Here is a 23,318-nt window from a genome sequence, read left to right as displayed (position 1 = left end):
CCCGGCCCTCCCCTCAGCCGATCTTGACCGTCGTTTCGTTGACGAATTCATAGGTCGGCACTTCCAGATTGCTCGGCGCAGGGCCCTTGCGAATGCGGCCCGAGGTGTCGTAATGCGAACCGTGGCAGGGGCAGAACCAGCCGCCGAACTCACCCTTCGGATCGCCGGCGCGCTGCCCGAGCGGAATACAGCCGAGGTGGGTGCAGACGCCGACCATGATCAGCCAAGGCGGCTGCTCGACGCGGGCGCTGTCTTCCTGCGGGTCGATCAATTCGACCATCGGCGTATTTTCCGCCTCCGCAATCTCCTCTTCGGTGCGGTGGCGAACGAAAACCGGCTTGCCGCGCCATTTGACGGTAATCGACTGGCCGACTTCGATCGGCGAAAGGTCGACCTCGGTGGTCGACAACGCCAAGGTATCGGCGGCCGGGTTCATGCTGTCGATGAACGGCCAAATCGCGATCGCCGTCCCGACGACACCGAATCCCGCGGTCGCCAACAACAGAAAATCGCGTCTGCTCTCCCCTTCGCCGTGGCCGGCGGCGGTCGCGTTCCCTGCCGATTCCGCCATGATCGTCCTCGTCCTTTGTTTCCGCCTGAAGCGACTTGCGATACAAGTTTAGCGTGGAGCGGGCCCGACTGCACAGCCAATTGTGCAGCGCGATGCCACGTATCCCCTTGTGGCGTGGTGGTATAATGCAAATTCCGTCCCTTGCAAAGTCCGGCTCGATGAAAATCCGCACTTTTCCGGATGGGCGCAAGAATTTGCGTCTCGCGCTCTATCAACCCGACATCCCGCAGAACACCGGCGCCATGATGCGGTTGTCCGCGTGCCTCGGTATCGGGCTCGACATCATCGAGCCCTGCGGCTTCGTACTCGACGACAAGCGGCTGCGGCGGACCAGCATGGACTACCGCCACCAGCTTGATCTGCGCCGGCACGATTCGTGGACGACTTTCGCCGAGTGGCTGGCGACCGCGGCGGCGCCCCGGTTGGTGGTCTTGTCGACCAGGGCCGAGCAAAGTTACGCCGACTTCGCCTACCGGCCCGACGACGTGATTCTGGTCGGTCGGGAATCGGCCGGCCTTCCCGATGAGGTTCACGATCGCGCCGACGCCCGCCTCGCCATCCCGATGGCGGACGGCGTGCGATCGCTCAATGTCGTCACCGCGGCGGCCATGGTCCTCGGGGAAGGATTGCGGCAGACCCGCTGGACCCGGGCGGGCGAGAGATGAGCGAGGCCTCCGCGGAAAGAGCCCGTCAGGGCCGCGCCACCGCCTGGTTCGAGGAATTGCGCGACCGCATCTGCGTCGCGTTCGAGGACCTCGAGGACGCCCTGGTCAGGGTCCACGCGGACCGCCCGCCGGGCCGCTTTACGCGCACGCCGTGGCAGCGCCCGGAAGGCGGGGGTGGGGTGATGTCGGTCATGCACGGGCGGGTATTCGAAAAGGTCGGCGTCAATGTGTCGACCGTGTATGGCGAGTTTTCGGAAAAATTCCGCAAGGAAATCCCCGGCGCCGACAGTGACCCCCGGTTCTGGGCGAGCGGCATTTCACTGGTCGCCCACATGCAGTCACCCCGTGTCCCCGCGGTCCATATGAACACCCGCCACGTCGTCACCTCGAAGTCGTGGTTCGGCGGCGGCGCCGATCTGACGCCGATGGTCCCCGATGACGCCGATACCGCGGCGTTCCATGCCGCGTTGCGAACCGCCTGCGACGCCCACGGCGATGACTACTACGCGCGCTACAAGAAGTGGTGCGACGAGTACTTCTTCCTCGAACACCGCGGCGAGCCGCGAGGCGTCGGCGGCATTTTCTACGATTATCTGGACAGCGGCGATTGGGGGGCCGATTTCGCCTTCACCCAAGCCGTCGGCCGCGCCTTCCTCGAGGTCTATCCGAAAATCGTCGCCCGCCATATGAACGAAAGCTGGACCGAAGACGAGCGCGAACACCAACTCGCTCGCCGCGGCCGCTATGTCGAGTTCAACCTGATCTACGATCGCGGCACCCGCTTCGGCCTGATGACCGGCGGCAATGTCGAGGCCATTTTGATGTCGCTGCCGCCGCTGGCCAAATGGCCGTAGAGTCTTGACCTCGGAGCGCCAGTCCCGCTTATTCAAGGGCGGCCGGACGCCCAGTTGCCGTCGGCCGTCGCCGTGTGGTCGGAAAGGGGAGATTGACATGCGAATTTTGGCAACCGCGATAATCCTTGCTGCGTCGTTGACCGCCTGGACGACTGGTGCGGGGGCACAGAATCTGTCGATCAAAGCCTTCTACGGCCATTACAGCGGCGGTGGCGTCGCGGAAAGCCCCGACAGCCTGTTCTTCGACGTCACGGCGCGCGATCTCGACGTCGTCATCGAGCCCGCGAGCAGCGGTTTTCGCGTCGCCTGGACGACCGTTCTGCGCAAGGGCGGGGATCCCAACAATCCCGAAATCGTCAAGCGTACGACGGAGATCAGCTTCCAGCCCACCGACAAGCCGAATATCTTTGTCGAAAAGAGGAGTGTCACACCGTTCGACGGCACACCGCTGTCATGGGCGCGCATCGAGGGTCAGACGTTGTCGACCTATACTTTCGTGATCGAAGACGACGGCGTCTATAGCCTAGCCAGTTATGCGCGGACGGTTAGCGCGGGCGGCATGGACCTCGTGTTTACGTCGATCCGGGACGGCCAGCCGGTGAGAAGCGTGAAAGCCAAGCTGATCAAGCAGGGAAACTGACTCAACGGCAATTCGGGCGACCGCTATGTTTTGGCGCAAGAAGAAAAAGACCAACGTCGAACCGGTCCACGCCGCCGCTGCGGACGACGTGGAACCTAAGGTTGTAGCGGTGACGGCGCCGATCGTTGGCACCGTACTGGAACCGACGCCGGCGACCCCGGATGTCAAACCCGAGATCGTTGTCGAAACCCAGGAAGATCAAGCGGTCAGCGGTCGGATCGATCTCAAAACCCGCCGCGTGACGATAGACGGGGACGGGACTTAGGAATTGGCCTCGGCGTCGAACCAGGCCCGCCACGCCGGCCACTGGTCGACCCGTTCGGCGATCACGGAATATCCCGCCGCCGTGGGATGGACACCGTCCCCGGCCTTGAGCGAGCCAAGATAGAGAGGTTCGCCAACCAACGCGGTGAACAGGTCGAGGAACGGCACCTCGAGTTCCCGCGCCACATCCGCATACACCTCGGTCAGTTCCGCCGTACGGCCATTGTGAAAGCTGTAGCTTATGTCGGGGGCCGGGCGGAACGGCTGCTGCGCCTCGTCGACCGGTGTCGGGCCGACCCACAGCACCGGCTTCCACTGTCGCGCGGCGGCGATCATCTCCCGAGCGTTGGCGACGGACTCCCGCAGCGGGCAACGAATCGACCCGTCTTGCTCGGCCATATCATTGACACCAAAGGAAAAAACGAGTGCGCCGCGGCTATGGTCGGGAAGCCGGGGCGCACATTCCTGCCGCCACCGAGGGAGGATCTGGGCCGTCGTCTCGGCGCGGATGCCGAGATTGTACAGGGTCACGTCATGCTTGCGCGCCCGTTCCGCCGCGCAGGCGCGTCCCGCCCAGCCGAGATAGTCGATGTCGGCGGTGCCGTTGATGATGCTGTCGCCGACGAAACATATGCGGAGTGCGGTCACGGTTCCCCAGGCTCCCTCGAGGTCGTCTTTAGGTTGTGCCCCGGTTGACCGGCCGATGCAAGACACTCCCGCCGCCGGCCCGATATTCGGCCAACAGACGCGCCAGACAGGCCGCGCGGTCGGGGCCAAAATCTTCCCCGACCCACCACGATTCGATCGTCCGCAGCAGGACGCCGACCTCGGGGCCGGCGACAACGCCTAGCGCCAGCACATCGTCCCCGTTCAGCGGGAATGACGGCCGCGACCATGCCGCGGCCTCCGCCAGTTGCTCGGTGAGCCCGGGCCATATGCCGCCCTGCCGCGCCGCATCGAGCAGCAGCAACTCCCGATAGAGTTGCGCGCCGTGCCAATAGAACCAGTGCCGGCGCGCGCGCTCCTCGGCGACCGGCGCAAAGCCATCCGACGCCGCCGCCACCTCATGTAAATAGGCGCGGTCCGCGCCGGACAGGCGCAACCGCTCGGCGACGTCATCGATACCCGCCGGGCTGGTCGTCAGCACAGCGGCAAGGCGGCGTATTTGCCTGCCGTCGATCGCCAACGCGGCTTCCACCGCAATCAGGCCACGTAGCCGCGCGACGTCGACCGCCTCGGGCAGGACATGGGTCAAGACACCCTCCTCGGCGATGAGCGCCATCACCTCGGCGGCGGAATCCGCGGCGAGCAGCTTGAACAGCTCGGCCTGCACCCGTTCGCCCGATAAATTCGGCACCAGCGGCGCCAGGGCGCGGCAGGCCGCGAGGCCGTCGGGGTCGGGCGGCGGAACGCCGTAATGGGCGTAGAATCGGAAGAAACGCAGCAGGCGCAGCACGTCCTCACGGATTCTTTCCTCCGCCGCGCCGACAAAGCGAACGCGGCCAGCCTTGAGATCGGCGATGCCGTCGAATGGATCGTGCAGCCTACCATCGCGATCCGCCGAGATCGCGTTTATGGTCAAATCGCGCCGTGCCGCGTCGGCGGTCCAGTCATCGGTAAAGGCGACGACGGCGCGCCGGCCGTCGGTCTCGAGGTCGATTCTAAGGGTGGTGATCTCGTAGTGGCGGTCGCCACTGAGCGCCGTGACGGTGCCATGGGCGAGGCCGGTCGGGAGGGCGCGAAGACCGGCGGCCTCGAGCAGCGCGACAACGGTTTCCGGCGGGTCCGGCGTGGCGATGTCGATATCGCCGACCGGCCGCCCCGCCACCGCGTCGCGGACACAGCCGCCGACGAAACGCACCGTCGCACCGTCTTGGGTCAGAGCGTCGACGACGGTTACGGTCTCGGGTGCCGTCATCCACGGTTGCGGCGTCAGTTTCGGCACGGTGACGGTCTGCGGTATTTTCGGATCACTCAAACCTGCCGGGCACGATCTTGCCGTCTTCCATACGCGGAGCCACGTAGGGGTCGCCGGGCGCGCCGCTGCCGACGAGGGCCATCGCGCCCAACGACACGGCGGCCAGAACGACGCCAATGACGAGCAGCCAGGTCCACGGGATAGAGGACGGCACAAGGCCCTCACCGGATCGTCCGCGGCCCAATCGCGCGAGATAGAGATAGCCGAAATAGAGCGCGAACGGCAAAAGCAGCGGGATTGCGGTTTGCAGGAAAATTCTCATCGTGGCGCCACCAGAACCTCGTACAGATTGACCAACATGCCCGCCGTCGCACCCCAGATATAGCGGCGCTCGAAGGGAAGCACATAAAAATGCCGTTCCGCGCCCTGGAACATGCGCTTCGCGCGCGTGTGGTTGGCGCTATCAAGCACAAATTCGAGCGGCACTTCAAATACCTCGGCAACCTCGACCGGATCCGGCCGCAGGCTCAACGGCGGCTTGACGATGCCGACGAATGGACTGACCAGAAACCCGGTGCGGACTGCGTAATCGTCGAGGCGGCCAATCAGCTCGACCCGCTCGCCCGGCACGCCGATCTCCTCGTCGGTTTCCCGCAAGGCGGCGGCCGCGGCATCCGCATCCCGTGCCTCGATACTTCCGCCGGGGAAGCTGATCTGTCCGGGATGGTCGGGCAAATTATCGGTCCGCTGGGTCAGCAATATGGTCGGCCCGGTCGGGCGGTCGACGACCGGAACCAGGACCGCGGCATTCTTGAACGGAGGCCTGACGTCCATGCCCGGATTGAGGTCGTGGTCGCCCCGCAAGCGCGTTTGGGTGCCCTGCCGTATGACCGGCGTTTGGCCCATGTTGAGATTGCCGAAACGTGCCCTAATCTCGGCCACATTCACGCCGACGGCTCCGTCGTGCCAAGTTCGAAAAATGCGCCCTGGCTCCACACGCCGAGAACGCTGCGACCGCCGCGCTCGACTTCCACCGCCAACTCGACCATCTGATAGAAGACGGGACGGGTAATCAGCGCCTCGAGGCTGCCGCGCACCAAGACGTAGGGTGACGGCTCGCCGGTTTCGACATCTTCGGCGACGCGGATCGGATTCGCCGGTCCCGCGGTCACAATGTCGTCAACATTGGTTCGGAAACTCAGCACCTGCGACGCCCCGTCTCCCTCGACCGTCAGTTCAACGGCGGTGAACGGCGCGTCGTCGACCAAGATACGGCCCTGCTCGACCGGAGTTTTTAGCCAATATTGTCCATTTTCATCGAGATGCAGCACGGTCGCGAACAACTTCACCAAACGCTGCCGACGGATTCGCGTTCCCTGATGGAACCAGGTGCCGTCGCGCGCGATGTGAATGTCGAAATCACCGCCCGCCGCATCGGGTGCGGTCGGCCAGCCTTCGTTCTTGCCCGCGGTTCCCCGATCTGCGAGCCTCTTGCGTCTATTAGTCGTGGCGCCCATAGAATTGATTTTAGGCCATTTGCCGGGGAGAAACAGTCTTGAGTATCAGCGAAGTCGCAAGCGAAACCGAGAACCCGGACCGCCTCGTCGCCGAGGTCGAGACGCTCGGCGACCGTCTGGCCATGGTCAAGGAGCGTATCGGCCGGGTGATATTCGGTCAGGACGATGTTATCGAGCACACCCTCATCTCCTTGCTCTCGGGGGGCCACGCGCTGGTGATCGGCGTCCCCGGACTGGCCAAGACCCGGTTGGTCGAGACCCTTGGCACCGTGCTCGGACTCGACGACCGCCGCGTGCAATGCACGCCGGACCTGATGCCGGCCGATATCCTCGGCTCCGAGGTCTTGGAGGAGTCCGAGACCGGCCGCCGCTCGTTCCGCTTCATCAAGGGACCGGTGTTCTGCCAACTGCTTATGGCTGACGAAATCAATCGCGCCAGCCCGCGCACCCAATCCGCGCTGCTGCAGGCGATGCAGGAGCACCGCGTTACGGTCGCCGGCCACACCCACGAATTGCCGTCGCCCTTCCACGTCCTGGCCACGCTCAATCCACTCGAGCACGAAGGAACCTATCCGCTGCCCGAAGCCCAGCTCGACCGGTTTCTAATGCAAATCGACGTCGGCTATCCGGACCGCGACGCCGAGCGGCACATGCTCATCGTCACCACCGGCACGGCGAGCGAGGAACTGACGCAGGTCATGGATGCCGATGACATCAAGGCCGCGCAAGAGCTGATCCGGCGCATACCGGTCGGCGACAGCGTCGTCGATGCAATCGTCGACCTGGTGCGGCGCGGCCGCGTCGAATCGACGGATATCGAAGACGTCCGCGACCATATCGCCTGGGGACCGGGACCGCGCGCCAGCCAGGCGTTGATGCTCGCGGTTCGCGCGCGCGCCCTCCTTCATGGACGGTTGGCGCCATCGATCGATGATGTCGCCGCATTGGCGGGACCGGTCTTGCGCCACCGCATGGCGCTGTCTTTCGTCGCCCGTGCCGACGGCCATACCGTCGAAGACGTGATCCAGCGTCTCGTCTCCGGCATCGCTTGAACGTCAACCCCGTTCCGCCATGACCGCGACCGCATCAGGCCTGCAACACCGCGCCGAACAGCTGGCGGCGACGTTACCGCCCCTATTGGTCGCGGCGGAGCGTGTCGCCACCACCGTGGCGCAAGGGGTCCATGGCCGCCGCCGCGTCGGCCAGGGCGAGACCTTTTGGCAGTTTCGGCGCTACGAATTCGGCGATTCGGCGCAACGCATCGACTGGCGCCAATCCGGAAAATCCGATCCCGTCTATATTCGCGAAACCGAATGGGAGGCCGCTCAAACGGTGTGGTTGTGGGCCGATCGATCGCGGTCGATGGATTTCGGCTCGCGCGATATATCGTCAACCAAGGCGGAGCGCGCGGCGTTGCTTGCACTGGCACTGGCGGCGCTGCTGATTCGCGGCGGCGAGCGGATCGCCCTGGTCGACAGCACCATGGCGCCGACGACCGGAACGATCGCGCTCCATCGCCTCGCCGCGCTGCTCTCCCGCCCGCCGTCGGCGACGCCGAGCCTGCCGCCGTTTCGTCCCTTGCCGCGGTACGGCCAGATCGTCCTTATCGGCGATTTCCTGACCCCGTTACCGAAAATAGAAGACACGCTGCGCCAATTCGGTGAAACCGGCGTCAACGGGCACGTTGTCCAGGTTCTCGATCCGGCGGAGCGCGACTTCCCGTTTTCCGGCCGCATTCGGTTCGAGGGATTCGAGGAAGAAGGCGACATTCTCATCCGCCGCAGCCAGGCCCTGCGCCAGGACTACCGTGGCGCGCTCGAGCAACACGTCAACGGTTTGACGCGAATCGTTCAGTCCATGGGCTGGACACTGTCGCGCCATTTCACCGACCACAGCCCGGAGGCCGCATTGCTGACGCTCTATGCGGCCCTGTCCGTGCGACCCGGCGGGTAGGCACCGTGCTGGAACTCGGCGCCATCGGCTTTGCCGCCCCGCTCTATTTGACCGCGCTGCTGGTGCTGCCGGTGATCTGGTGGCTGCTGCGAACGACGCCGCCCGCGCCGCGTCGAATTGCCTTCCCCGCCGTTCGCTTCCTGTTCGGACTTCGCGAGACCGAAGAGACCCCGGCGCGAACGCCGCTTTGGCTGCTCCTGCTGCGCATGTTTCTGGTCGCCCTTGTGGTGATCGCCTTGGCACGACCGGTGATAAATCCCGATCGCGGCTTCACCGGCAGCGGACCGCTCATGCTGGTGGTCGATAACGGCTGGGCGGCGGCGCCCCATTGGGGTGCCCGGCTGGAAATGATGGACGACCTGATCGCCCGCGCCGAGCGCGAAGCGCGCAGCGTCATTTTGGTTCCCACCGCGCCTTCGGCCACCGGCGACGAGATCCCCGCGTTGCGCCCAATGCCGCCGGTGGAAGCCGTGGAGCGGGCGCATGCATTGGCGCCGTCGCCGTGGCCCGTCGATCGGCGCGCCGCCCTGTCGGCCATCGCGGACGCGGAAATCGAGGGCGCGGTCAATGTGGTGTGGCTTGCCGATGGCCTCGCGTCTCCGGCGAGTGAAGAGTTGGCCGTTCAATTGCAGCGGTTGGGAAGCCTGCGGATGGTCACCGATCCGGCGCGGAATCAACCTCTCCTGCTGCGGCCACCGACCATGACCGGCGCCCGATTGACCGCATTGGTTCGGCGTCCCGCGGCCAGCGCCGAACGCCCGTTCTGGATCCGCGCCAGCGATGAAAACGGGGACGTGGTGACCCGCCACCAAGGCCACTTCGCGACCGATGCAGTGAGTGCCGAGATCGATCTTCCGTTGCCCGCCGAGAGGCGAAATCGGATCACCCGCCTGACGGTCGAAAACGCGCCGAGCGCCGGCGCCGTCGTTCTGCTCGACGATAGATGGCGGCGGCGGCCCGTTGGCCTGGTCTCGGGCCGCGCGCTCGAGCAGGCTCAGCCCTTGCTCAGCGACCTCTACTACCTCGAACGCGCCCTCGAACCCTTCAGCGATATCCGGCGCGGACAAATCGGTGACCTCATCGAAGACGAACTGGCGGTTCTCGCGCTGGCCGATGTCGGCACCCTGACCTCGCCGGAAGTCGATGCGCTCGAATCCTGGATCGCCCGTGGCGGTGTCTTGGTCCGCTTTTCCGGCCCGCGTCTGAGCGAAGGATCGGACGAGTTGGTGCCGGTACGATTGCGCCGCGGCGACCGCTCGCTCGGCGGCGCCATGTCATGGGAGAAACCGGCAACATTGGCGCCGTTCGACGAATTCGGTCCATTCTCGAATCTCGCCATTCCCGACGATGTCGAGGTCCATCGCCAGATACTGGCCGAGCCCTCGGTCGATCTGATCGACAAGACCTGGGTGCGGCTGACCGACGGCACCCCCTTGATCACCGCCGACCGGCGTGGCGAGGGATGGCTGGTGCTGGTCCACACGACGGCCAACTCCGATTGGTCCAACCTGGCGTTGTCGGGACTGTTCGTCGACATGCTGCGTCGCTTGACCGAGCTCAGCGACGGCATGACCGATCGCGAGCCAACAACCACGATGTCGCCGATTGAAACCCTCGACGGGTTCGGCAGGCTCGGTTCGGCGCCGGGTACCGCGAGGCCGATCGCCGGCGCCGACTGGCCCGAGGCGGCGGCCACCGCGGCGACGCCGCCCGGCTTCTATGGCGGCGAGGGATTGCGCCGGGCGCTCAATCTGTCGCCGGGCATCGATGATTTCCAGTTGCTTTCATCGCCGCCGCCGGGCGCGGTCCACGACAGCTACGGCGAAACCAGCGAAGCCGACACCCGGCCCTGGCTGCTCACCGCGGCGTTGGTCCTGCTGCTCATCGATCTCTGTATCAGCCTCGCCCTCCGCGGACTGGTAGCGCGGCGCGGGGCTGCCGTTGCGGCGGGTTTGGCCGGCCTCCTCATGCTGGTTCCGCCGCCGGCATCGGCGCAGGATTTCGATGACCCGTTTTCGCCCGCGAACACCGCCAAGCGGGCCAGCCTCGGCATCCACCTCGGCTATGTGCTGACCGGCATACCGCAGGTCGATGACATCAGCCGCGACGGCTTGCGCGGGTTGAACGCGATCCTGAGCCGCCGCACCTCGGTCGAGCCCGAGGAGCCGATCGCGGTCGATATCGAGACCGACGACCTGTCGGTCTACCCGATGTTGTATTGGCCGATTGTCGGCGGGCAGAAGACGCCCTCCGACGAAGCGGTAGCCGGCCTCAACACCTATATCCGTAATGGCGGCATGATCCTGTTCGACACCCGCGACCGGGCACCTGGCGGACGCAACGACCGCAGCGTGACGCGACAATTGCGGCAACTGGTGCGCGGCCTCGATATCCCACCCCTGGTCCCGGTGCCGGAAGAGCACGTCCTCACCCGCGCGTTCTACCTGCTGTCGGAGTTTCCCGGCCGTTGGCGCGGGGGGACGCTGTGGGTCGAGGAAGAGCCCAAAGTCAACGACGGCGTTTCGTCGGTCATCGTCGGCGGCCACGACTGGGCCAGCGCATGGGCCATAGACGAAACCGGCCGGCCGCGTTTCGCCGTCGTCCCGGACGGCGAGCGCCAGCGCGAAATCGCCTTTCGCTTCGGCGTCAATCTGGTGATGTACGCCTTAACCGGTAACTACAAAGCGGATCAAGTTCACGTCCCGGCGATCATGGAAAGGCTGGGATTGTGATCGGCGGCGCCGACATCGTATTCACGCCGATGATCCCATGGCCGGTTTTGGCCGGGCTTGGCGTGGCGGCGCTGGTTCTGGTCGGTTTCGCGCTGTTCCGGCGCGCGCGCGGCGCCACCGCTTGGGCCCTCGCCGCCGCGGTGCTGTGGGCGGCATTGGCCGATCCGACGCTGACCGTCGAGCAGCGCGACCTGCAGCCCGACGCTCTCTTGGTGGTTGCCGATCAGTCGCCAAGCCAGGACATCGGCGATCGCCAACGCCAGCGCGACGACGCGTTGCGCCATGTCCGCGATTCGGTGGCCGGTCTTACCGATATCGACCTCCACGTCGTCCATACCAAGCCCAACCTCGCCGGCGTATCGGCAACCGACGTCGGCACCCGGCTGTTCGAGGCGATGCGAAGCGGGCTGGCGGAAATTCCGAAGGCACGGGCCGCGGCCGTGGTCCTGATCACCGACGGCCAAATTCACGATATGCCACCCGATGACGCCTGGGATCGCATCCCCGGACCGGTCCATGTCCTGTTGACCGGCGTACGCGGCGAGAGCGATCGCCAGATCATCGTCGAGCAGGCGCCGAGCTACGGGCTGATCGACCGCAAGCTGGCGTTGCGGGTCCGAATCGACGATCTCAACGGCGCCGACGCCGGCATGGTCAGACTCGACGTTTCGCAGGACGGCGAACCGGGCGGCTCCTTCGTGGTGCCGGTGGGGCAAAGCGTCGACGTCGATTTCACCCTCGAGCGCGCCGGGCCTTCGGTGATCGAGGTCGAGGTCGAACCGGGTCCGGCCGAGTTGACGCTCGCTAACAACCGCGCCGGGATCGTCGTCAATGGCGTCCGCGACCGGCTGCGGGTGCTGCTTGTATCGGGCGAGCCACACGCCGGCGAGCGCGCCTGGCGCAACCTTCTAAAGGCGGACCCGGCGGTCGACCTGGTACATTTCACCATCCTCCGGCCGCCCGAAAAGCAGGACGGCACGCCGGTCCGCGAACTATCGCTGATCAGCTTTCCGGTTCGCGAGCTGTTCGAGATCAAGCTCGAAGAGTTCGACCTGGTGATCTTCGACCGCTACCGGCGGCGCGGCGTGATGCCGCAACGCTATGTCGACAATATCGTCGAATATGTCCGCAACGGCGGCGCCTTGCTGGCCGCGGTCGGGCCGACTTTCGCCGGCCCGCTCAGCCTCGGCAATACCCCGCTCGGCGATATCCTGCCGGCGTTGGCTTCGGGGTCGGTGCGCACCGATCCGTACCGGCCGGCGATCACCGAAACCGGCCGACGGCATCCGGTCACGGCGGGCCTGGTGCCGGCGGAACAGGACCCGTGGGGGCATTGGTACCGCTATGTCGATGCCGATCAGATCGGCGGCAGCACGCTCATGACCGGCCCCGACGACAAGCCGTTGCTGATCCTCGACCGCGTCGAAGAAGGGCGCCTGGCGCTGTTGCTGAGCGACCATATCTGGTTATGGGCGCGCGGCTATGACGGCGGCGGGCCGCAAGCCGAACTGGTGCGGCGGCTGGCACATTGGCTGATGGGCGAGCCCGAACTCGAGGAGAACCGGCTGACCGCGACGCTCCGCGGCGGCACCCTCGAAATCGCACGCCTTCGACTGGTTCCCACCGACCGACCGGTCACGGTGACGTTGCCGAATGGCGATACCGAGATCGTGGACCTCGCGGAGACCCCGGACGGCGGCCTGCAACTCGGCACGCTCGAGGTCGATCAGGCGGGCATCTACCGCCTCAGCGACGGTGAACTGACGGCCATCGCCGCCGCCGGCGATATCGAAATGACCGAGCACAAGGACGTGCGCGCCAGCGACGAGATTCTGCGCCCGCTGGCGGAGCAGAGCGGCGGCGGGGTGCTGTGGCTGGCCGAGAGCGGCCTGCCGGAATTGCGCCAGGTGCGCGGCGGCCAGGACTATGTCGGTCAGGCCGCGATAACCGGCCGGTCATGGATCGGGTTGCGCCGCAACGGCGATTTCATCGTCACCGGTTTGACCCTGACGTCCCTGCTGCCGGGGATCCTCGTGTTGATCCTCGCCATCGGCGGGCTGATGCTGGCGTGGCGGCGCGAAGGGGCATAGCGCCCGTCGGCGAGACGCGTCAATCCCCCTCGCGGACCTGGCGCCCGGTGCGGAATCCGACCCCGAAGCTGTCCTCGGCGCGACGGAATCCCCACAGATGATAGTGGTCCTTTTCGTCGACCAGATGGCTTTCCGGCGGATAGAGTTCGACCGCCTCGCATTCCGGCCCCAGGATCTCGTTCTTGATGGCCTGGAAATGGGGCCAGCTGTGGATCGGCTGGCGGTCGAGGCGGCGGATGATGAGATGCGTGACCCGGCCATCGCCCATTTCTTCGACGTTGACCTGATAAAGGTTGTTGACCCACACCTCCAAACCTTCCATCCAGCGCACCTTGGCGCGCGCCTCGTCTTCGCTGCAGCCGGAAGCGGCGGCGACCTCCCGCCAATCGGGGATGTCCATCACCGTGCGCCGGAACGGCTCCAGCACCTCGTCGTGAAGCAGCCGGGCGGCATCGGCGGCCGGTGAGATATCGGGGCTGTCATCGTCGCCGGCGATGACATGATCGGCGATCGGGGTGACCTCCTCGCCGCCGACGAGATGGACGTCGACGCCCTTGAATTTCGCCATTCTGCGCAGGGCGCGCAGCGCCTGACGGTGGTCGTTGGTGGTCGCGCGCGCCGGATTGACGACGATGATACGCGGCCGCCCGGCGGTCGCCAGCCAGTCGGCCACCTCGTCGATATAGGCGGGCAGATCGCGGCTCGGATCGCCGACATAGGCATCGCCGCCGGCGGCCTTGACGATGCGGTCGACGCGATCGGCCGCGTCGTCGCCGTGGTGCAAGAAAATCATCTCCGAACCTGGCAGGGGTCAACAGGCAGCGCGTGGTGCCAACGACTGCGCCGGCGCGGGCTCGACTTTACCCATTCGGACGGGCGCCGCAAGGATCATCGTGGCCCTTGCCGCGGCCAAGAAAAAGGCCGGTCCCCGCGGGGACCGGCCCAGTATCGGTGCCGGCGATGCCGGCTGATAGTTCGTTGATTTAGGTCGAGAAGCCCCACTGGAAGCCGACCTGGACGCGGGTGGCATCACCCTGGAGACCCGCGGTCGTCTCGCGATGACCGTAGGACCCTTCGATGCCAATCGTCGCCCGGCTAACCGGTTTCCACTGCAAGTTCACGTGACCCGAGACGATGTGGTCGGTGAAGCCTTGAGCAAACCCGGTCGGGTAGTTGAAGCTGGCATAACCGCCTGCCAGAACCGAGAACAAGCTGCTGGTCCACCAATGCTCGATCCAAGCATTGGCGCCCCAGGTCTCGACTGTCTGGATATTGGGCGCGGCGGCATTGGGACCGGCGTTGCTAGCGATATAAGCCGGGCCGCCCCAGATGCCGTAACGGCCAAGACCGTCACCGTAGATGCCCTGGACGCCGACGCTGTCATTGCCCCAAGGCAGATTGAACACGGCGGCGACGTTGGCACCCCAACCGAACGCGGTGTCGTCGGCACCCGAATAGGAGGTCGACGTGGGCGTCATTGCAGCGATCGCGCTGCCTTCGAGGACGCGGAAGTAGCGACCGACCGCCGCAACGGCGACCGTGCCCCAATTCGCGCCCCACTGGAAGCGGGCCGTGAGATCGGGTGCTGCATCCGTCGAACGGCTGCCGGAAACACCGGCGGCCGTCGCGGTGGCGTTGGTCCCCGCGGTACCGGTGCGGACTGCTGCCGTACACCCGCCGAGGCCGGCGTTACACAGCAGGCCGTCGTTCTCCGGGTTCTCGATGGCGACCGCCAAGCTCATGCCGTTGCCGAGCGGCGCGGTGTAGCGCAACTGGGCCTGACGCACGAAGCTGGTGCCGATGGTGCCGAAGAAGTCGATGGTGCCCGGCCACTCGAACGGCGTGCTGAAGTTCGTCCAGGTCTGACCGGCCAGGACATTCCCCAATTGACCATAGGCATGACGCAGACGGAAGCTCGAAGAGTTCGAGAACACCTCGTTCCCGCCGGCACCCTCGAAGTCGCCTTCGATATGGGTTGCGAACTCGCCCCAATCGGTGGGAGTCCACGTCTTGACCCACAACCTCGACTGACGGGCGTGCAAACGGAAATTGCCGTCCGCTTCCGTCCGGGCGCTGTTCGGCGGCGCATTCAACGGAATGCCACCAAAGCTGAACGAATTGCCCTGGTAGTTGTTGATGTCGTAGATCAAGTCGAGTTTGGCGTAACCGCCGATCGCGACCGAGGTGTTCGAACCGGGAAGACGGAACGAGCCGGGCTTGTCGCCGCCGACGACCGCATTCGCGGGCGCGGCAACGTACTGCTGCTCTTGTTTCGCCGCTTCCTGGCTTTCCTCCAAGGTCACGAGCTTCGACTGCATGGCCTCGATCTGGCCCCGCAGTTCGTCTATTTCGTCGGCCGATGCCGGAACCGATGCGGCCATCAATGCGACAGCTGCGCCAGACCCTAGCAGTGCGGTCCTAAAACGCGCGTTAGACATGGAACCTCCTCTCCAAACGCTCAGGTTATAAAACTCATCCCGGTTCCGGGAGGCAGACCGAGACGATCTCTTTTGCTTCATGGGGTGAGTACGGTCAAGCACCGTAGTTCATTGTATCCGTAATCTTTTTTCTTTCGTGACATTTGTGCAACAGTCGCGGGCGGCCGCCGCCGGTACGGTGTTGGCAGGGCGGCGAAATGTTGGCAGGATGTGGCCTGAAATTCTACGCATAACAGCGACTTAGAGGAAATGCATGGCGAATCGCCGCAAAACGCCGGATCGAAACGGGGAAAGCGGGCCCGCAGCCCCCGACTCGGTGTCGTCGATGCTGATCCAGGCGCAACACCACTTGCAGTCGGGCCGACTCGATGATGCCGAAACGGTGTTGCGGCGCGCCCTTTCGGCCGCACCGCGCAATGTCGACGCGCTGATGAATTGCGCCATCCTGGCTCATCAGCGGGGACGATCCGCCGAGGCTCGCGGCCACTTGTCCGTGGCGCTGGACGTCGACAACGGCAATCCCTTCCTCCATCACATCATGGGCGAAATCGAAGCCGCCGACGGCAACCCGGCGGCCGCGGTCGCGTCCTTCGACCGCGCCTTGACCCGCGACGCCAATCTGCCAGACAGCTTGTTCAGCCGCGGCAACGCGCTGGCCGAGCTCGGCCGTCGCGATGACGCTATCGAGTCCTTCCGGCAGGCCGTCGCCCTGGCCCCGCGCGACGCGGAAGCACACCTGAACCTGGCCGATTTGTTGTCCGAAATGGATCAAGGCGAGGCCGCGCTGCACCACATCGAGACCGCCCTGACGCTGCAACCGGATTTCCTCGCCGCCCAGGTCGCGCTGGCGGCACACCATCTCGGATCCGGCGCCCATCCGATTGCGATCGAGGCCTACGACGCCATCCTGGCCCGACATCCCGATCTGTTCGAGGCGCTGTTGGGCCGCGGCCGTGCGGCATTGCGAAGTGGCAAGTTCGAAGAGGCCAAGCAATTCCTCGCGGCCGCCCATGCACAACGGCCTGCGGTGATGCCGCTGCTGCTCGATCTCGGCGAGGTCGGTCTCCGCCTCGGCCATTTCGACGAAGCGCGCCGGCGATTCGAGGATGCGCACCGCCTGGATCCGGAATCGATCATCGCCCGGGTTCGCCTCGGCGCCGCGCTGCGCGAGTGCGACCGCCTGCCGGAAGCCAAGGCGCACCTCGAGGAGGCGCTCCGCCGCGAGCCGGACAACGCCGAGGCACATTGTCAAATGGGCGTCATGCTGCAGCGGTCGGGGGAGTTCGCGGCGGCGGTGCCCTACCTCGGCCGCGCCATCGAGATCGACCCCCGGCAAACCGGACCCTATAGCGCGCTGGCGGCGGACCGGGGCAGGCCGGTATCGGACGAGGTGCGCGAACGTATGCAAGCCCTCGTCGGCGAGGAAGACTTGCGGCGCGACGACCGCGCGGAACTGCATTTCGCCCTCGGCCACATTCATGATGGCGCAGGAGACTACGATGCCGCGTTCGCGCACTTCCGCGCCGGCAATGCCATACGAGACCGGGACGTTCCGTTCGATATCGCGCTTTTCGGGCGCTTCATCGATGCCACCTGCGACGTCTTCACTTCGGCGCTATTCGATGCCGCCCCGAGTTCCGGTATCGACAGCGAGTTGCCGGTCTTCGTCGTCGGCATGCCCCGTTCCGGCACCACCCTGGTCGAACAAATCGTGGCCGCCCATGCCGACGCGGCCGGCGCCGGCGAGCTTTCGACAATCGGCGAAATCGCCGGCGGGTTCGAAGGCGCCAAGCCCTATCCGCTTTCCGTCGCCGATCTCGACGGTGAAACGTTGGCTTCCGCCGGCGCGCGTTACCTCGACGTCCTTGGCAGCGCGGCTCCGGGCAAGCGGCGCGTCGTCGACAAGATGCCGAACAATTTCACCCATCTCGGTTTGATCGCCCTGATGCTGCCTCGGGCGCGGGTCGTCCACTGCCGCCGCGACCCGATGGACACGGCGCTCAGCTGCTACCTACACAATTTCGGTGTCGGCGTCCGGTTCTCCTACGATCTTGAAAAGATCGCCACCTACTATCGGCACTATGAGCGCGTCATGGCTCATTGGCGCAAAGTGCTGCCGCTTCCGGTCCTCGACCTGCAGTACGAGGATTTGGTTGCCGATCCGGAAGCCCAGTCGCGGCGGCTGATCGAGTTTGTCGGATTGCCCTGGGACGATGCCTGCCTCGATTTCCACAGCGGCGGACGGCCGGTCAAGACGGCCAGCCTGTGGCAGGTCCGTCAACCGGTCTATCGTTCGTCGATCGGGCGCTGGCGCAACTATGAAAAGCATCTGGCACAGTTGCGGCACGCGCTCGACGATGGCGGCACGCCCGATCGCCCGGCCGCGACACCCACCGGCAGCGTGGCGTGACACAGCCACAAGAGCCGCGGCCGGCTTTCTCGGAGCGGGATCAGGAGGACGCACGCACGCGCCTCCAGGATGCGGTCGCGTTGCACCAATCGGGGCGGCATGGGGAGGCGGAAAATCTCTGCCGGGATGTCTTGGCGGCGGTGCCGGACCATCCCGACGCCTTGCATTTCCTCGGCTTGCTGCGCTTCGAACAGGGCGACGCGGAGGAAGCAATCGCCGCCATCCGGCGGGCAATCGAAATCCGGCCCGAATTCGCCGGCTTCCATTTCAATCTGGGCAACATCCTGGTCGATACCGATCGCCTCGACGAGGCCATCGAAGCCTACCGGAAGGCGGCGGCGCTGACGCCCGACAATGCGGTGATCCACAACAACCTCGGCAACGCCCTGTTCGATAGCGAACGGGTGGCCGACGCCATCGACACCTTTCGGCAAGCGATTGCGGCCGACCCCAATTTTGCCGCCGCCCATGTCAATCTCGGCCGCGCGCTATTGGAAATCGGCAAATCCCAAGACGCGGCGGTGGCCTTTGTCCGCGCAATCGACCTCGACGGCGGACTGGCCGCGGCGCAGATCGGCCTCGGCGAGTGCCGGCAGGTACAGGGCGACTTCGATGCCGCCGAGGCATGCTTTCGACGCGCGCTGGAGATCGCACCGGATACGGTCGAAGCCCTGCATTACTTGCTGTCGATGGGCCGAATCGGCGCCGACGATCCATTCGCCCTCAGCCTTCAGCGGCTGCTCGACCACACCGAACTTTCACCCAAGGACCGCATCGCCATTCATTTCGCCCTCGGCAAGGCTTATGACGATCGCGACGATTTCGACCGGGCGTTTACCCATTTCGAAAGCGGGAACCAATTGAAATACAGCGAAACACCTTACGACCTCGCGGAAATCGAGGATCTAGTGGCTCGAAGCCGCGTGGTTTTCACCGCCGATTTCTTCGCCCAGCGTCGCGCCCTGGGTGACCCCAGCACAGTGCCGGTCTTCATCGTTGGCATGCCGCGGTCCGGGACCACCCTGGTCGAGCAAATCATCGCCAGTCACGCCGACGTGCGCGGCGCCGGCGAACTCAGCATCGTCAGCCATATCGCCGATCGTCTACCGGAGCTCGCCAAGACCGATGCCGCCTATCCCGAGGGTGTCGCCGGCCTCGGCTCGAAGGATGTGGCTGAGCTCGCCGGCGCCTATCTCGATCACCTCGGCGACCTCGATGGCGCCAAGCGCGTGACCGACAAGATGCCGGACAATTTCCGCTGGCTCGGCCTCATCGCGCTGCTTTTCCCGCACGCGCGAATCGTCCATTGCCGCCGCCATCCGCTGGACAATGCGTTGTCGTGTTATTTCCAGCTGTTCAAGCGCGAGCACGCCTACGCCTACGATCTCGCCGCGCTCGGCGTCTATTATCGCGCCTACCATGACCTGATGGCCCATTGGCGCGAGGTCTTGCCGGTGCCGATCCACGATCTGGTCTACGAAGACCTGATCGCCGATCAGGAGGGGGTAAGCCGGCGCCTCATCGAATTCTGCGGCCTCGACTGGGATCCGCGATGCCTCGACTATTACAAACAGGAACGCGAGATACGGACCGCCAGCTTCTGGCAGGCGCGGCAGCCGATCTATGCGCGCTCGGTCGGGCGCTGGCGGCATTACACTGCCCATATCGATCCGCTTAGAACGGCGTTCGGCGATCTCATCGACCGGTGATCGCATCGCGGACACCATAAGGTCGACCGGAACCAGGGTTTCGCCCTTGACCGGAACCAGGGTTTCGCCCTTGAAAGGTCGAGCCGATCCCTGATATGCCATCGGGCTTCGCCGTGGCCGAATCGCGATGTGATGTAATGTCCGCGCGACGAACGTCTCCTTTGTCGACATCGGCCCGGCGATCACCGTATACCTGATCGCGCCAACAAATCGAAGATTGGAGCGTGGCCATGGCGACGCCGCAAAACCAGTTCTGGAAGCAACAGATATTGTCGGACGCCGACCTGGACAAGATGTTCAAGGCGGCCTTCGAGGCGCATGAGGACGGCAAGCTGGAGGACGCCGAACTCGGCTATCGCCGTATCCTGCAGCAGGACCCTGAACAGCCGCACGCGCTCCACCTCCTCGGCCTCATCGCCTACCAGACCGGTCATCCGGAACCGGCGATCCAACTGATCAGCCAAGCCATCGCCCTGCAGGGAGATATCTCCGACTTTCACAACAATATCGGCGAGGCCTATCGCACCCTCGGCCGCTACGACGAGGCGATCAACCATTACCGGCGCGCTCGCGCCCTCGAACCCGACGCGCCTGGCGCACCCTGCAACATGGGCACCGCGTTGATGGCACAGGGCAAGATTCGCGAGGCCATGGAGGCCTTTAACGACGCGTTGCGAATCAAGTCCGATTTCGCCGAGGCCAAGGCCAAACTGGGTACCGCACTGATTCGCCTTCCCGAGGGCGACCCCGATCGCGATATCGAGAAGGGGATCGAGCTGCTCCGTTTCGCGGTCCGCGTCAATCCCCGTTTCGTCGAGGGTTTCATCAATCTCGGCAACGCCTTGGTCGAAACGGATCAGAAGGAGGAGGCGCTCGCGCTCTATCGGCAGGCCGTCGAGATCGATCCCAAAGACGCGGCCGCCCGCTACAATTTGGCGAATCTGTTGCTGCAAGAGGGTGATCGCCTGGAAGGTTTGGCGCATATGGACCAGGCGCTCGCGCTGTCGCCGGAAGACCCCGATTTGCGCCTATCGGCCGGCGACGCCTTCGCCGCGGCTGGTATTTACAAGGCGGCGATTGTCTCCTACCGACTGGGATTGGCGCTGGCGCCCAACCGATCGGACATTCAATTGCGGCTGGCGAGCGCGTTGAACAAAGCCGGGATGAAAAGACTGGCGACCGATTCCTACCGCGCGGCGCTCGCGCTCGAGCCCAACCGCGCGGACATCCGCCTGGATATCGGCGCGTCGCTCCTCGACATTCAGCGACCGGAAGAAGCGCTCGAGATATTCGATTCCTTGGAGGCCGAAAAGCATGGCGACCCCAATTTGCCGAATCTGAAAGGTATCGCCCTGCAGATGACGGGACGGTTCGAGGAGGCGGCCGAGGTGTTCCGCCACTCGATCGAGTTGCACCCGGACAAGACCGACCCCTATCTGAGCCTCACCGCGGACAAGAACGTTCGGCTCTCCGAACCCGAAGTCGATGCACTTACCGCGCTGGCCGCAGATTCCGCTATCGAGCCGAGCAATCGGGCCGCCGCGTACTTTGCCCTGGGCCGCGCCGCGAGCAACCAGGGCCATGATGACGACGCCTTCCGCGACTTCGCCGCCGGCAACGCCCTGATGCACGAAAAAGTCGGCCAGGACGCGTCCCAGATCGAGGAGCGGCTAGCCGGTGTCGCCGAGATTTTCGCCGAAGGTTTTTTCGAGGACCGGTGGGCCCATGGCGAAGGGGACGAACGGCCGGTCTTCGTCGTCGGCATGCCCCGTTCGGGCACGACCCTGGTCGAGCGCATCCTCGACCGTCACCCGGATATCACCGGCGCCGGCGAACTCGAGCAAATGCGGCAGATCGAGCTCTTCATGAACCTCGATCTCGGAACCGCGCAAGATTATCCGAAATGCGTTCCGCAACTCGACATCGCCAACGCCCACAAACAGGCCCGCACCTATCTCGGCCGCCTCGACGAAATCGACCCCAACGCCGCACGGATTGTCGACAAGATGCCGGATAATTTCGCGCGCATCGGGCTGATCGCCCTGCTGTTCCCCAACGCCAAGGTCATTCACGTCCAGCGCGACCCGATCGACACCTGTCTGTCGTGTTTCCTGCAATTCTTCCAGGAGACCCAGGTCTATATGTGGGATCAGCGCAACATCGCCAATTTCTATCGCGCCTATCGCCGCTACATGGACCATTGGCAGGCAGTGCGGCCGCTTGAAATCCTCGACGTGCAATACGAGGATCTGATCGCCGATCCGGAGACCGTCAGCCGCCGCATGATCGCGCATACCGGACTCGATTGGGACGACCGCTGCCTCGAGCCGCAGAAATCGGACCGGCCGATCCGCACCGCCAGCATTTGGCAGGCACGGCAGCCGATCTATGCGTCCTCGGTCAAGGGCTGGAAGCGCTACGAAAAGCAAATCGGCCCGATGATCGAGACCCTCGGCGAGTTCGCGGCAACCGACTAGATTCAAACTCAACGGGCGCGGCCCTTGCCATCTGCGGGCCGCCAATTACCTTAGGCGGACTGGGTTTCAAGCGGCCACCGGCCGGCCGAGTCAGCAAGGGAGACCACCATGGGCATGATGGTCGACGGCGCCTGGGTCCACGAAAAGGACCGGCCACGGTCCGCGGACGGCACATTTCAACGAACGGAATCCGTCTTTCACGACCGCGTCACGGCCGACGGGTCGAGTGCCTATCCCGCGGCGACCGGGCGCTATCATCTCTATGTCTCGCTCGCCTGCCCGTGGGCCCACCGGACGCTGATCTTCCGCGCCCTCAAGGGGCTCGAAGACGAGATCGGAGTGTCGACGGTCGAGGCGCGCATGGGCGAGGACGGCTGGTCGTTCTCGCCGGTGCCCGGCGCCAACGCCGACGACCTCTACGGCGTGCGGCTGCTGCGTGAGATCTATGCCAAGGCCGATGCCAAATATACCGGCCGGGTGACGGTGCCGGTGTTGTGGGACAAGGAGACGGAGACCATCGTCAACAACGAATCGGCGGAGATCATCCGCATGCTCAATTCGGCATTCGATGCCTGGGGCGACCCGGCGATCGATTTCTATCCCGAGGGGCTGCGCGAAGAGATCGACCGCATCAACGACCGCGTCTTCAACGACATCAACAACGGGGTCTACAAGGCGGGGTTCGCCGGCACTCAGGCGGCCTACGACCGCGCCGTCGACGCGCTGTTCGCCACGCTAGACGATCTCGAGCAATTGCTCGGCGAGCGCCGCTATCTCGCCGGCGACCGGATCACCGAGGCCGATTGGCGCCTGTTCACGACCCTGGTCCGGTTCGATCCGGTCTATCACGGCCATTTCAAGTGCAACCTGCGCCGGATCGCCGACTACCCCAACCTGTCCAACTATCTACGCGAGCTCTATCAAGTCCCGGGGATCGCCGAGACCGTCGATATGGACCATATCAAGGCGCACTATTACGGCAGCCACCGCTCGATCAATCCGACCGGCATCGTTCCGGCGGGACCCGAGATAGACCTGTCCGCGGACCACGACCGGAACCGCCTGCGGGCCGCGGCATAA

General features: G+C 65.0%; 20 protein-coding genes. 12 read left to right on the top strand and 8 right to left on the bottom strand.

The features are described from left to right. Positions 1 to 13 precede the first annotated feature (13 nt). Complete coding sequence (petA, locus tag GY791_21270) at positions 14 to 571, bottom strand: ubiquinol-cytochrome c reductase iron-sulfur subunit (GenBank protein ID MCP4330927.1); 558 nt, start codon at positions 569 to 571, stop codon at positions 14 to 16. Between the two features lie 158 nt (positions 572 to 729). On the opposite strand from petA, the gene GY791_21265 reads away from it, so the two are divergent. The 4 genes from GY791_21265 (at position 730) to GY791_21250 (ending at position 2,995) form a co-directional block, all read left to right on the top strand. Then, a complete protein-coding gene (locus tag GY791_21265; protein ID MCP4330926.1) occupies positions 730 to 1,236 on the top strand; it encodes a tRNA (cytidine(34)-2'-O)-methyltransferase in 507 nt (168 codons plus the stop codon). Next, positions 1,233 to 2,090 (top strand): oxygen-dependent coproporphyrinogen oxidase, encoded by an 858-nt coding sequence (gene hemF / locus GY791_21260; GenBank protein MCP4330925.1) that lies wholly within the window; start codon positions 1,233 to 1,235, stop codon positions 2,088 to 2,090. The genes GY791_21265 and hemF overlap by 4 nt, the downstream gene beginning before the upstream one ends. 97 nt (positions 2,091 to 2,187) lie before the next feature. After that, positions 2,188 to 2,730, top strand: a complete 543-nt coding sequence (locus GY791_21255) for a hypothetical protein (protein MCP4330924.1) — start codon at positions 2,188 to 2,190, stop codon at positions 2,728 to 2,730. Between the two features lie 25 nt (positions 2,731 to 2,755). Then, a complete protein-coding gene (locus GY791_21250) occupies positions 2,756 to 2,995 on the top strand; it encodes a hypothetical protein (GenBank protein MCP4330923.1) in 240 nt (79 codons plus the stop codon). On the opposite strand, the gene GY791_21245 is transcribed toward GY791_21250, so the two are convergent. Genes GY791_21245 through GY791_21225 form a run of 5 tightly spaced genes read right to left on the bottom strand, consistent with a single transcriptional unit; the run spans position 2,992 to position 6,429 of the window. Next, the gene (locus GY791_21245; protein MCP4330922.1) at positions 2,992 to 3,642 is read right to left on the bottom strand and encodes a lipase; all 651 of its coding nucleotides are present in this window, start codon (positions 3,640 to 3,642) and stop codon (positions 2,992 to 2,994) included. The genes GY791_21250 and GY791_21245 overlap by 4 nt on opposite strands. 28 nt (positions 3,643 to 3,670) lie before the next feature. Beyond that, positions 3,671 to 4,912: a CCA tRNA nucleotidyltransferase gene (locus tag GY791_21240; protein MCP4330921.1), complete on the bottom strand. Its 1,242-nt coding sequence runs from the start codon at positions 4,910 to 4,912 to the stop codon at positions 3,671 to 3,673. Positions 4,913 to 4,964: 52 nt separating this feature from the next. Next, positions 4,965 to 5,234 (bottom strand): hypothetical protein, encoded by a 270-nt coding sequence (locus tag GY791_21235; protein ID MCP4330920.1) that lies wholly within the window; start codon positions 5,232 to 5,234, stop codon positions 4,965 to 4,967. Next, a complete protein-coding gene (locus GY791_21230) occupies positions 5,231 to 5,818 on the bottom strand; it encodes a CoA pyrophosphatase (protein MCP4330919.1) in 588 nt (195 codons plus the stop codon). The genes GY791_21235 and GY791_21230 overlap by 4 nt, the downstream gene beginning before the upstream one ends. Positions 5,819 to 5,856: 38 nt before the next feature. Then, positions 5,857 to 6,429, bottom strand: coding sequence for a DUF1285 domain-containing protein (locus GY791_21225; protein MCP4330918.1), 573 nt, complete (start codon positions 6,427 to 6,429; stop codon positions 5,857 to 5,859). A gap of 122 nt (positions 6,430 to 6,551) precedes the next feature. Between GY791_21225 and GY791_21220 the strand changes: the two genes are divergently transcribed. From GY791_21220 to GY791_21205, 4 genes are read left to right on the top strand one after another with little or no spacing between them, the layout of a single operon-like run. Beyond that, on the top strand, positions 6,552 to 7,481 hold the full coding sequence (locus GY791_21220; protein ID MCP4330917.1) for a MoxR family ATPase: 930 nt from the start codon (positions 6,552 to 6,554) through the stop codon (positions 7,479 to 7,481). Positions 7,482 to 7,500: 19 nt separating this feature from the next. After that, on the top strand, positions 7,501 to 8,382 hold the full coding sequence (locus tag GY791_21215) for a DUF58 domain-containing protein (GenBank protein MCP4330916.1): 882 nt from the start codon (positions 7,501 to 7,503) through the stop codon (positions 8,380 to 8,382). A 5-nt stretch (positions 8,383 to 8,387) separates the two neighbouring features. Beyond that, positions 8,388 to 11,114: a DUF4159 domain-containing protein gene (locus tag GY791_21210; GenBank protein MCP4330915.1), complete on the top strand. Its 2,727-nt coding sequence runs from the start codon at positions 8,388 to 8,390 to the stop codon at positions 11,112 to 11,114. A gap of 29 nt (positions 11,115 to 11,143) precedes the next feature. Then, complete coding sequence (locus GY791_21205) at positions 11,144 to 13,204, top strand: hypothetical protein (GenBank protein MCP4330914.1); 2,061 nt, start codon at positions 11,144 to 11,146, stop codon at positions 13,202 to 13,204. Between the two features lie 19 nt (positions 13,205 to 13,223). Here the strand turns inward: GY791_21205 and GY791_21200 are convergent, their stop codons facing one another. Both GY791_21200 and GY791_21195 read right to left on the bottom strand, forming a co-directional pair. Beyond that, positions 13,224 to 13,997, bottom strand: a complete 774-nt coding sequence (locus GY791_21200) for a hypothetical protein (protein ID MCP4330913.1) — start codon at positions 13,995 to 13,997, stop codon at positions 13,224 to 13,226. Between the two features lie 190 nt (positions 13,998 to 14,187). Beyond that, positions 14,188 to 15,585, bottom strand: coding sequence for a hypothetical protein (locus GY791_21195; GenBank protein MCP4330912.1), 1,398 nt, complete (start codon positions 15,583 to 15,585; stop codon positions 14,188 to 14,190). Positions 15,586 to 15,895: 310 nt separating this feature from the next. Between GY791_21195 and GY791_21190 the strand changes: the two genes are divergently transcribed. The 4 genes from GY791_21190 (at position 15,896) to GY791_21175 (ending at position 23,318) form a co-directional block, all read left to right on the top strand. Continuing rightward, a complete protein-coding gene (locus GY791_21190) occupies positions 15,896 to 18,052 on the top strand; it encodes a tetratricopeptide repeat protein (GenBank protein ID MCP4330911.1) in 2,157 nt (718 codons plus the stop codon). Further along, a complete protein-coding gene (locus GY791_21185) occupies positions 18,049 to 19,761 on the top strand; it encodes a tetratricopeptide repeat protein (protein MCP4330910.1) in 1,713 nt (570 codons plus the stop codon). The genes GY791_21190 and GY791_21185 overlap by 4 nt, the downstream gene beginning before the upstream one ends. 230 nt (positions 19,762 to 19,991) lie before the next feature. Continuing rightward, entirely contained in the window at positions 19,992 to 22,238 is a 2,247-nt protein-coding gene (locus GY791_21180) for a tetratricopeptide repeat protein (protein MCP4330909.1), read from the top strand. Between the two features lie 108 nt (positions 22,239 to 22,346). Then, a complete protein-coding gene (locus tag GY791_21175) occupies positions 22,347 to 23,318 on the top strand; it encodes a glutathione S-transferase family protein (GenBank protein ID MCP4330908.1) in 972 nt (323 codons plus the stop codon).

It is taken from the genome of Alphaproteobacteria bacterium (assembly GCA_024244705.1).
In the GTDB taxonomy this organism is placed as follows: Bacteria; Pseudomonadota; Alphaproteobacteria; order JAAEOK01; family JAAEOK01; genus JAAEOK01.
This window is presented reverse-complemented; position numbering and strand designations above follow the sequence as displayed.

What these genes read in the sequence shown, in the direction of transcription:
- GY791_21265 (MCP4330926.1), top strand. Translation starts at nt 730, where the DNA reads ATGAAAATCCGCACTTTTCCGGATGGGCGCAAGAATTTGCGTCTCGCG.
- GY791_21205 (MCP4330914.1), top strand. Translation starts at nt 11,144, where the DNA reads ATGATCCCATGGCCGGTTTTGGCCGGGCTTGGCGTGGCGGCGCTGGTT.
- GY791_21255 (MCP4330924.1), top strand. Translation starts at nt 2,188, where the DNA reads ATGCGAATTTTGGCAACCGCGATAATCCTTGCTGCGTCGTTGACCGCC.
- GY791_21250 (MCP4330923.1), top strand. Translation starts at nt 2,756, where the DNA reads ATGTTTTGGCGCAAGAAGAAAAAGACCAACGTCGAACCGGTCCACGCC.
- hemF (MCP4330925.1), top strand. Translation starts at nt 1,233, where the DNA reads ATGAGCGAGGCCTCCGCGGAAAGAGCCCGTCAGGGCCGCGCCACCGCC.
- GY791_21175 (MCP4330908.1), top strand. Translation starts at nt 22,347, where the DNA reads ATGGGCATGATGGTCGACGGCGCCTGGGTCCACGAAAAGGACCGGCCA.
- GY791_21220 (MCP4330917.1), top strand. Translation starts at nt 6,552, where the DNA reads ATGGTCAAGGAGCGTATCGGCCGGGTGATATTCGGTCAGGACGATGTT.
- GY791_21235 (MCP4330920.1), bottom strand. Translation starts at nt 5,234, where the DNA reads ATGAGAATTTTCCTGCAAACCGCAATCCCGCTGCTTTTGCCGTTCGCG.
- GY791_21195 (MCP4330912.1), bottom strand. Translation starts at nt 15,585, where the DNA reads ATGGCCGCATCGGTTCCGGCATCGGCCGACGAAATAGACGAACTGCGG.
- GY791_21190 (MCP4330911.1), top strand. Translation starts at nt 15,896, where the DNA reads ATGGCGAATCGCCGCAAAACGCCGGATCGAAACGGGGAAAGCGGGCCC.
- GY791_21225 (MCP4330918.1), bottom strand. Translation starts at nt 6,429, where the DNA reads ATGGGCGCCACGACTAATAGACGCAAGAGGCTCGCAGATCGGGGAACC.
- GY791_21230 (MCP4330919.1), bottom strand. Translation starts at nt 5,818, where the DNA reads ATGGGCCAAACGCCGGTCATACGGCAGGGCACCCAAACGCGCTTGCGG.
- petA (MCP4330927.1), bottom strand. Translation starts at nt 571, where the DNA reads ATGGCGGAATCGGCAGGGAACGCGACCGCCGCCGGCCACGGCGAAGGG.
- GY791_21240 (MCP4330921.1), bottom strand. Translation starts at nt 4,912, where the DNA reads ATGACGGCACCCGAGACCGTAACCGTCGTCGACGCTCTGACCCAAGAC.
- GY791_21180 (MCP4330909.1), top strand. Translation starts at nt 19,992, where the DNA reads ATGGCGACGCCGCAAAACCAGTTCTGGAAGCAACAGATATTGTCGGAC.
- GY791_21215 (MCP4330916.1), top strand. Translation starts at nt 7,501, where the DNA reads ATGACCGCGACCGCATCAGGCCTGCAACACCGCGCCGAACAGCTGGCG.
- GY791_21200 (MCP4330913.1), bottom strand. Translation starts at nt 13,997, where the DNA reads ATGATTTTCTTGCACCACGGCGACGACGCGGCCGATCGCGTCGACCGC.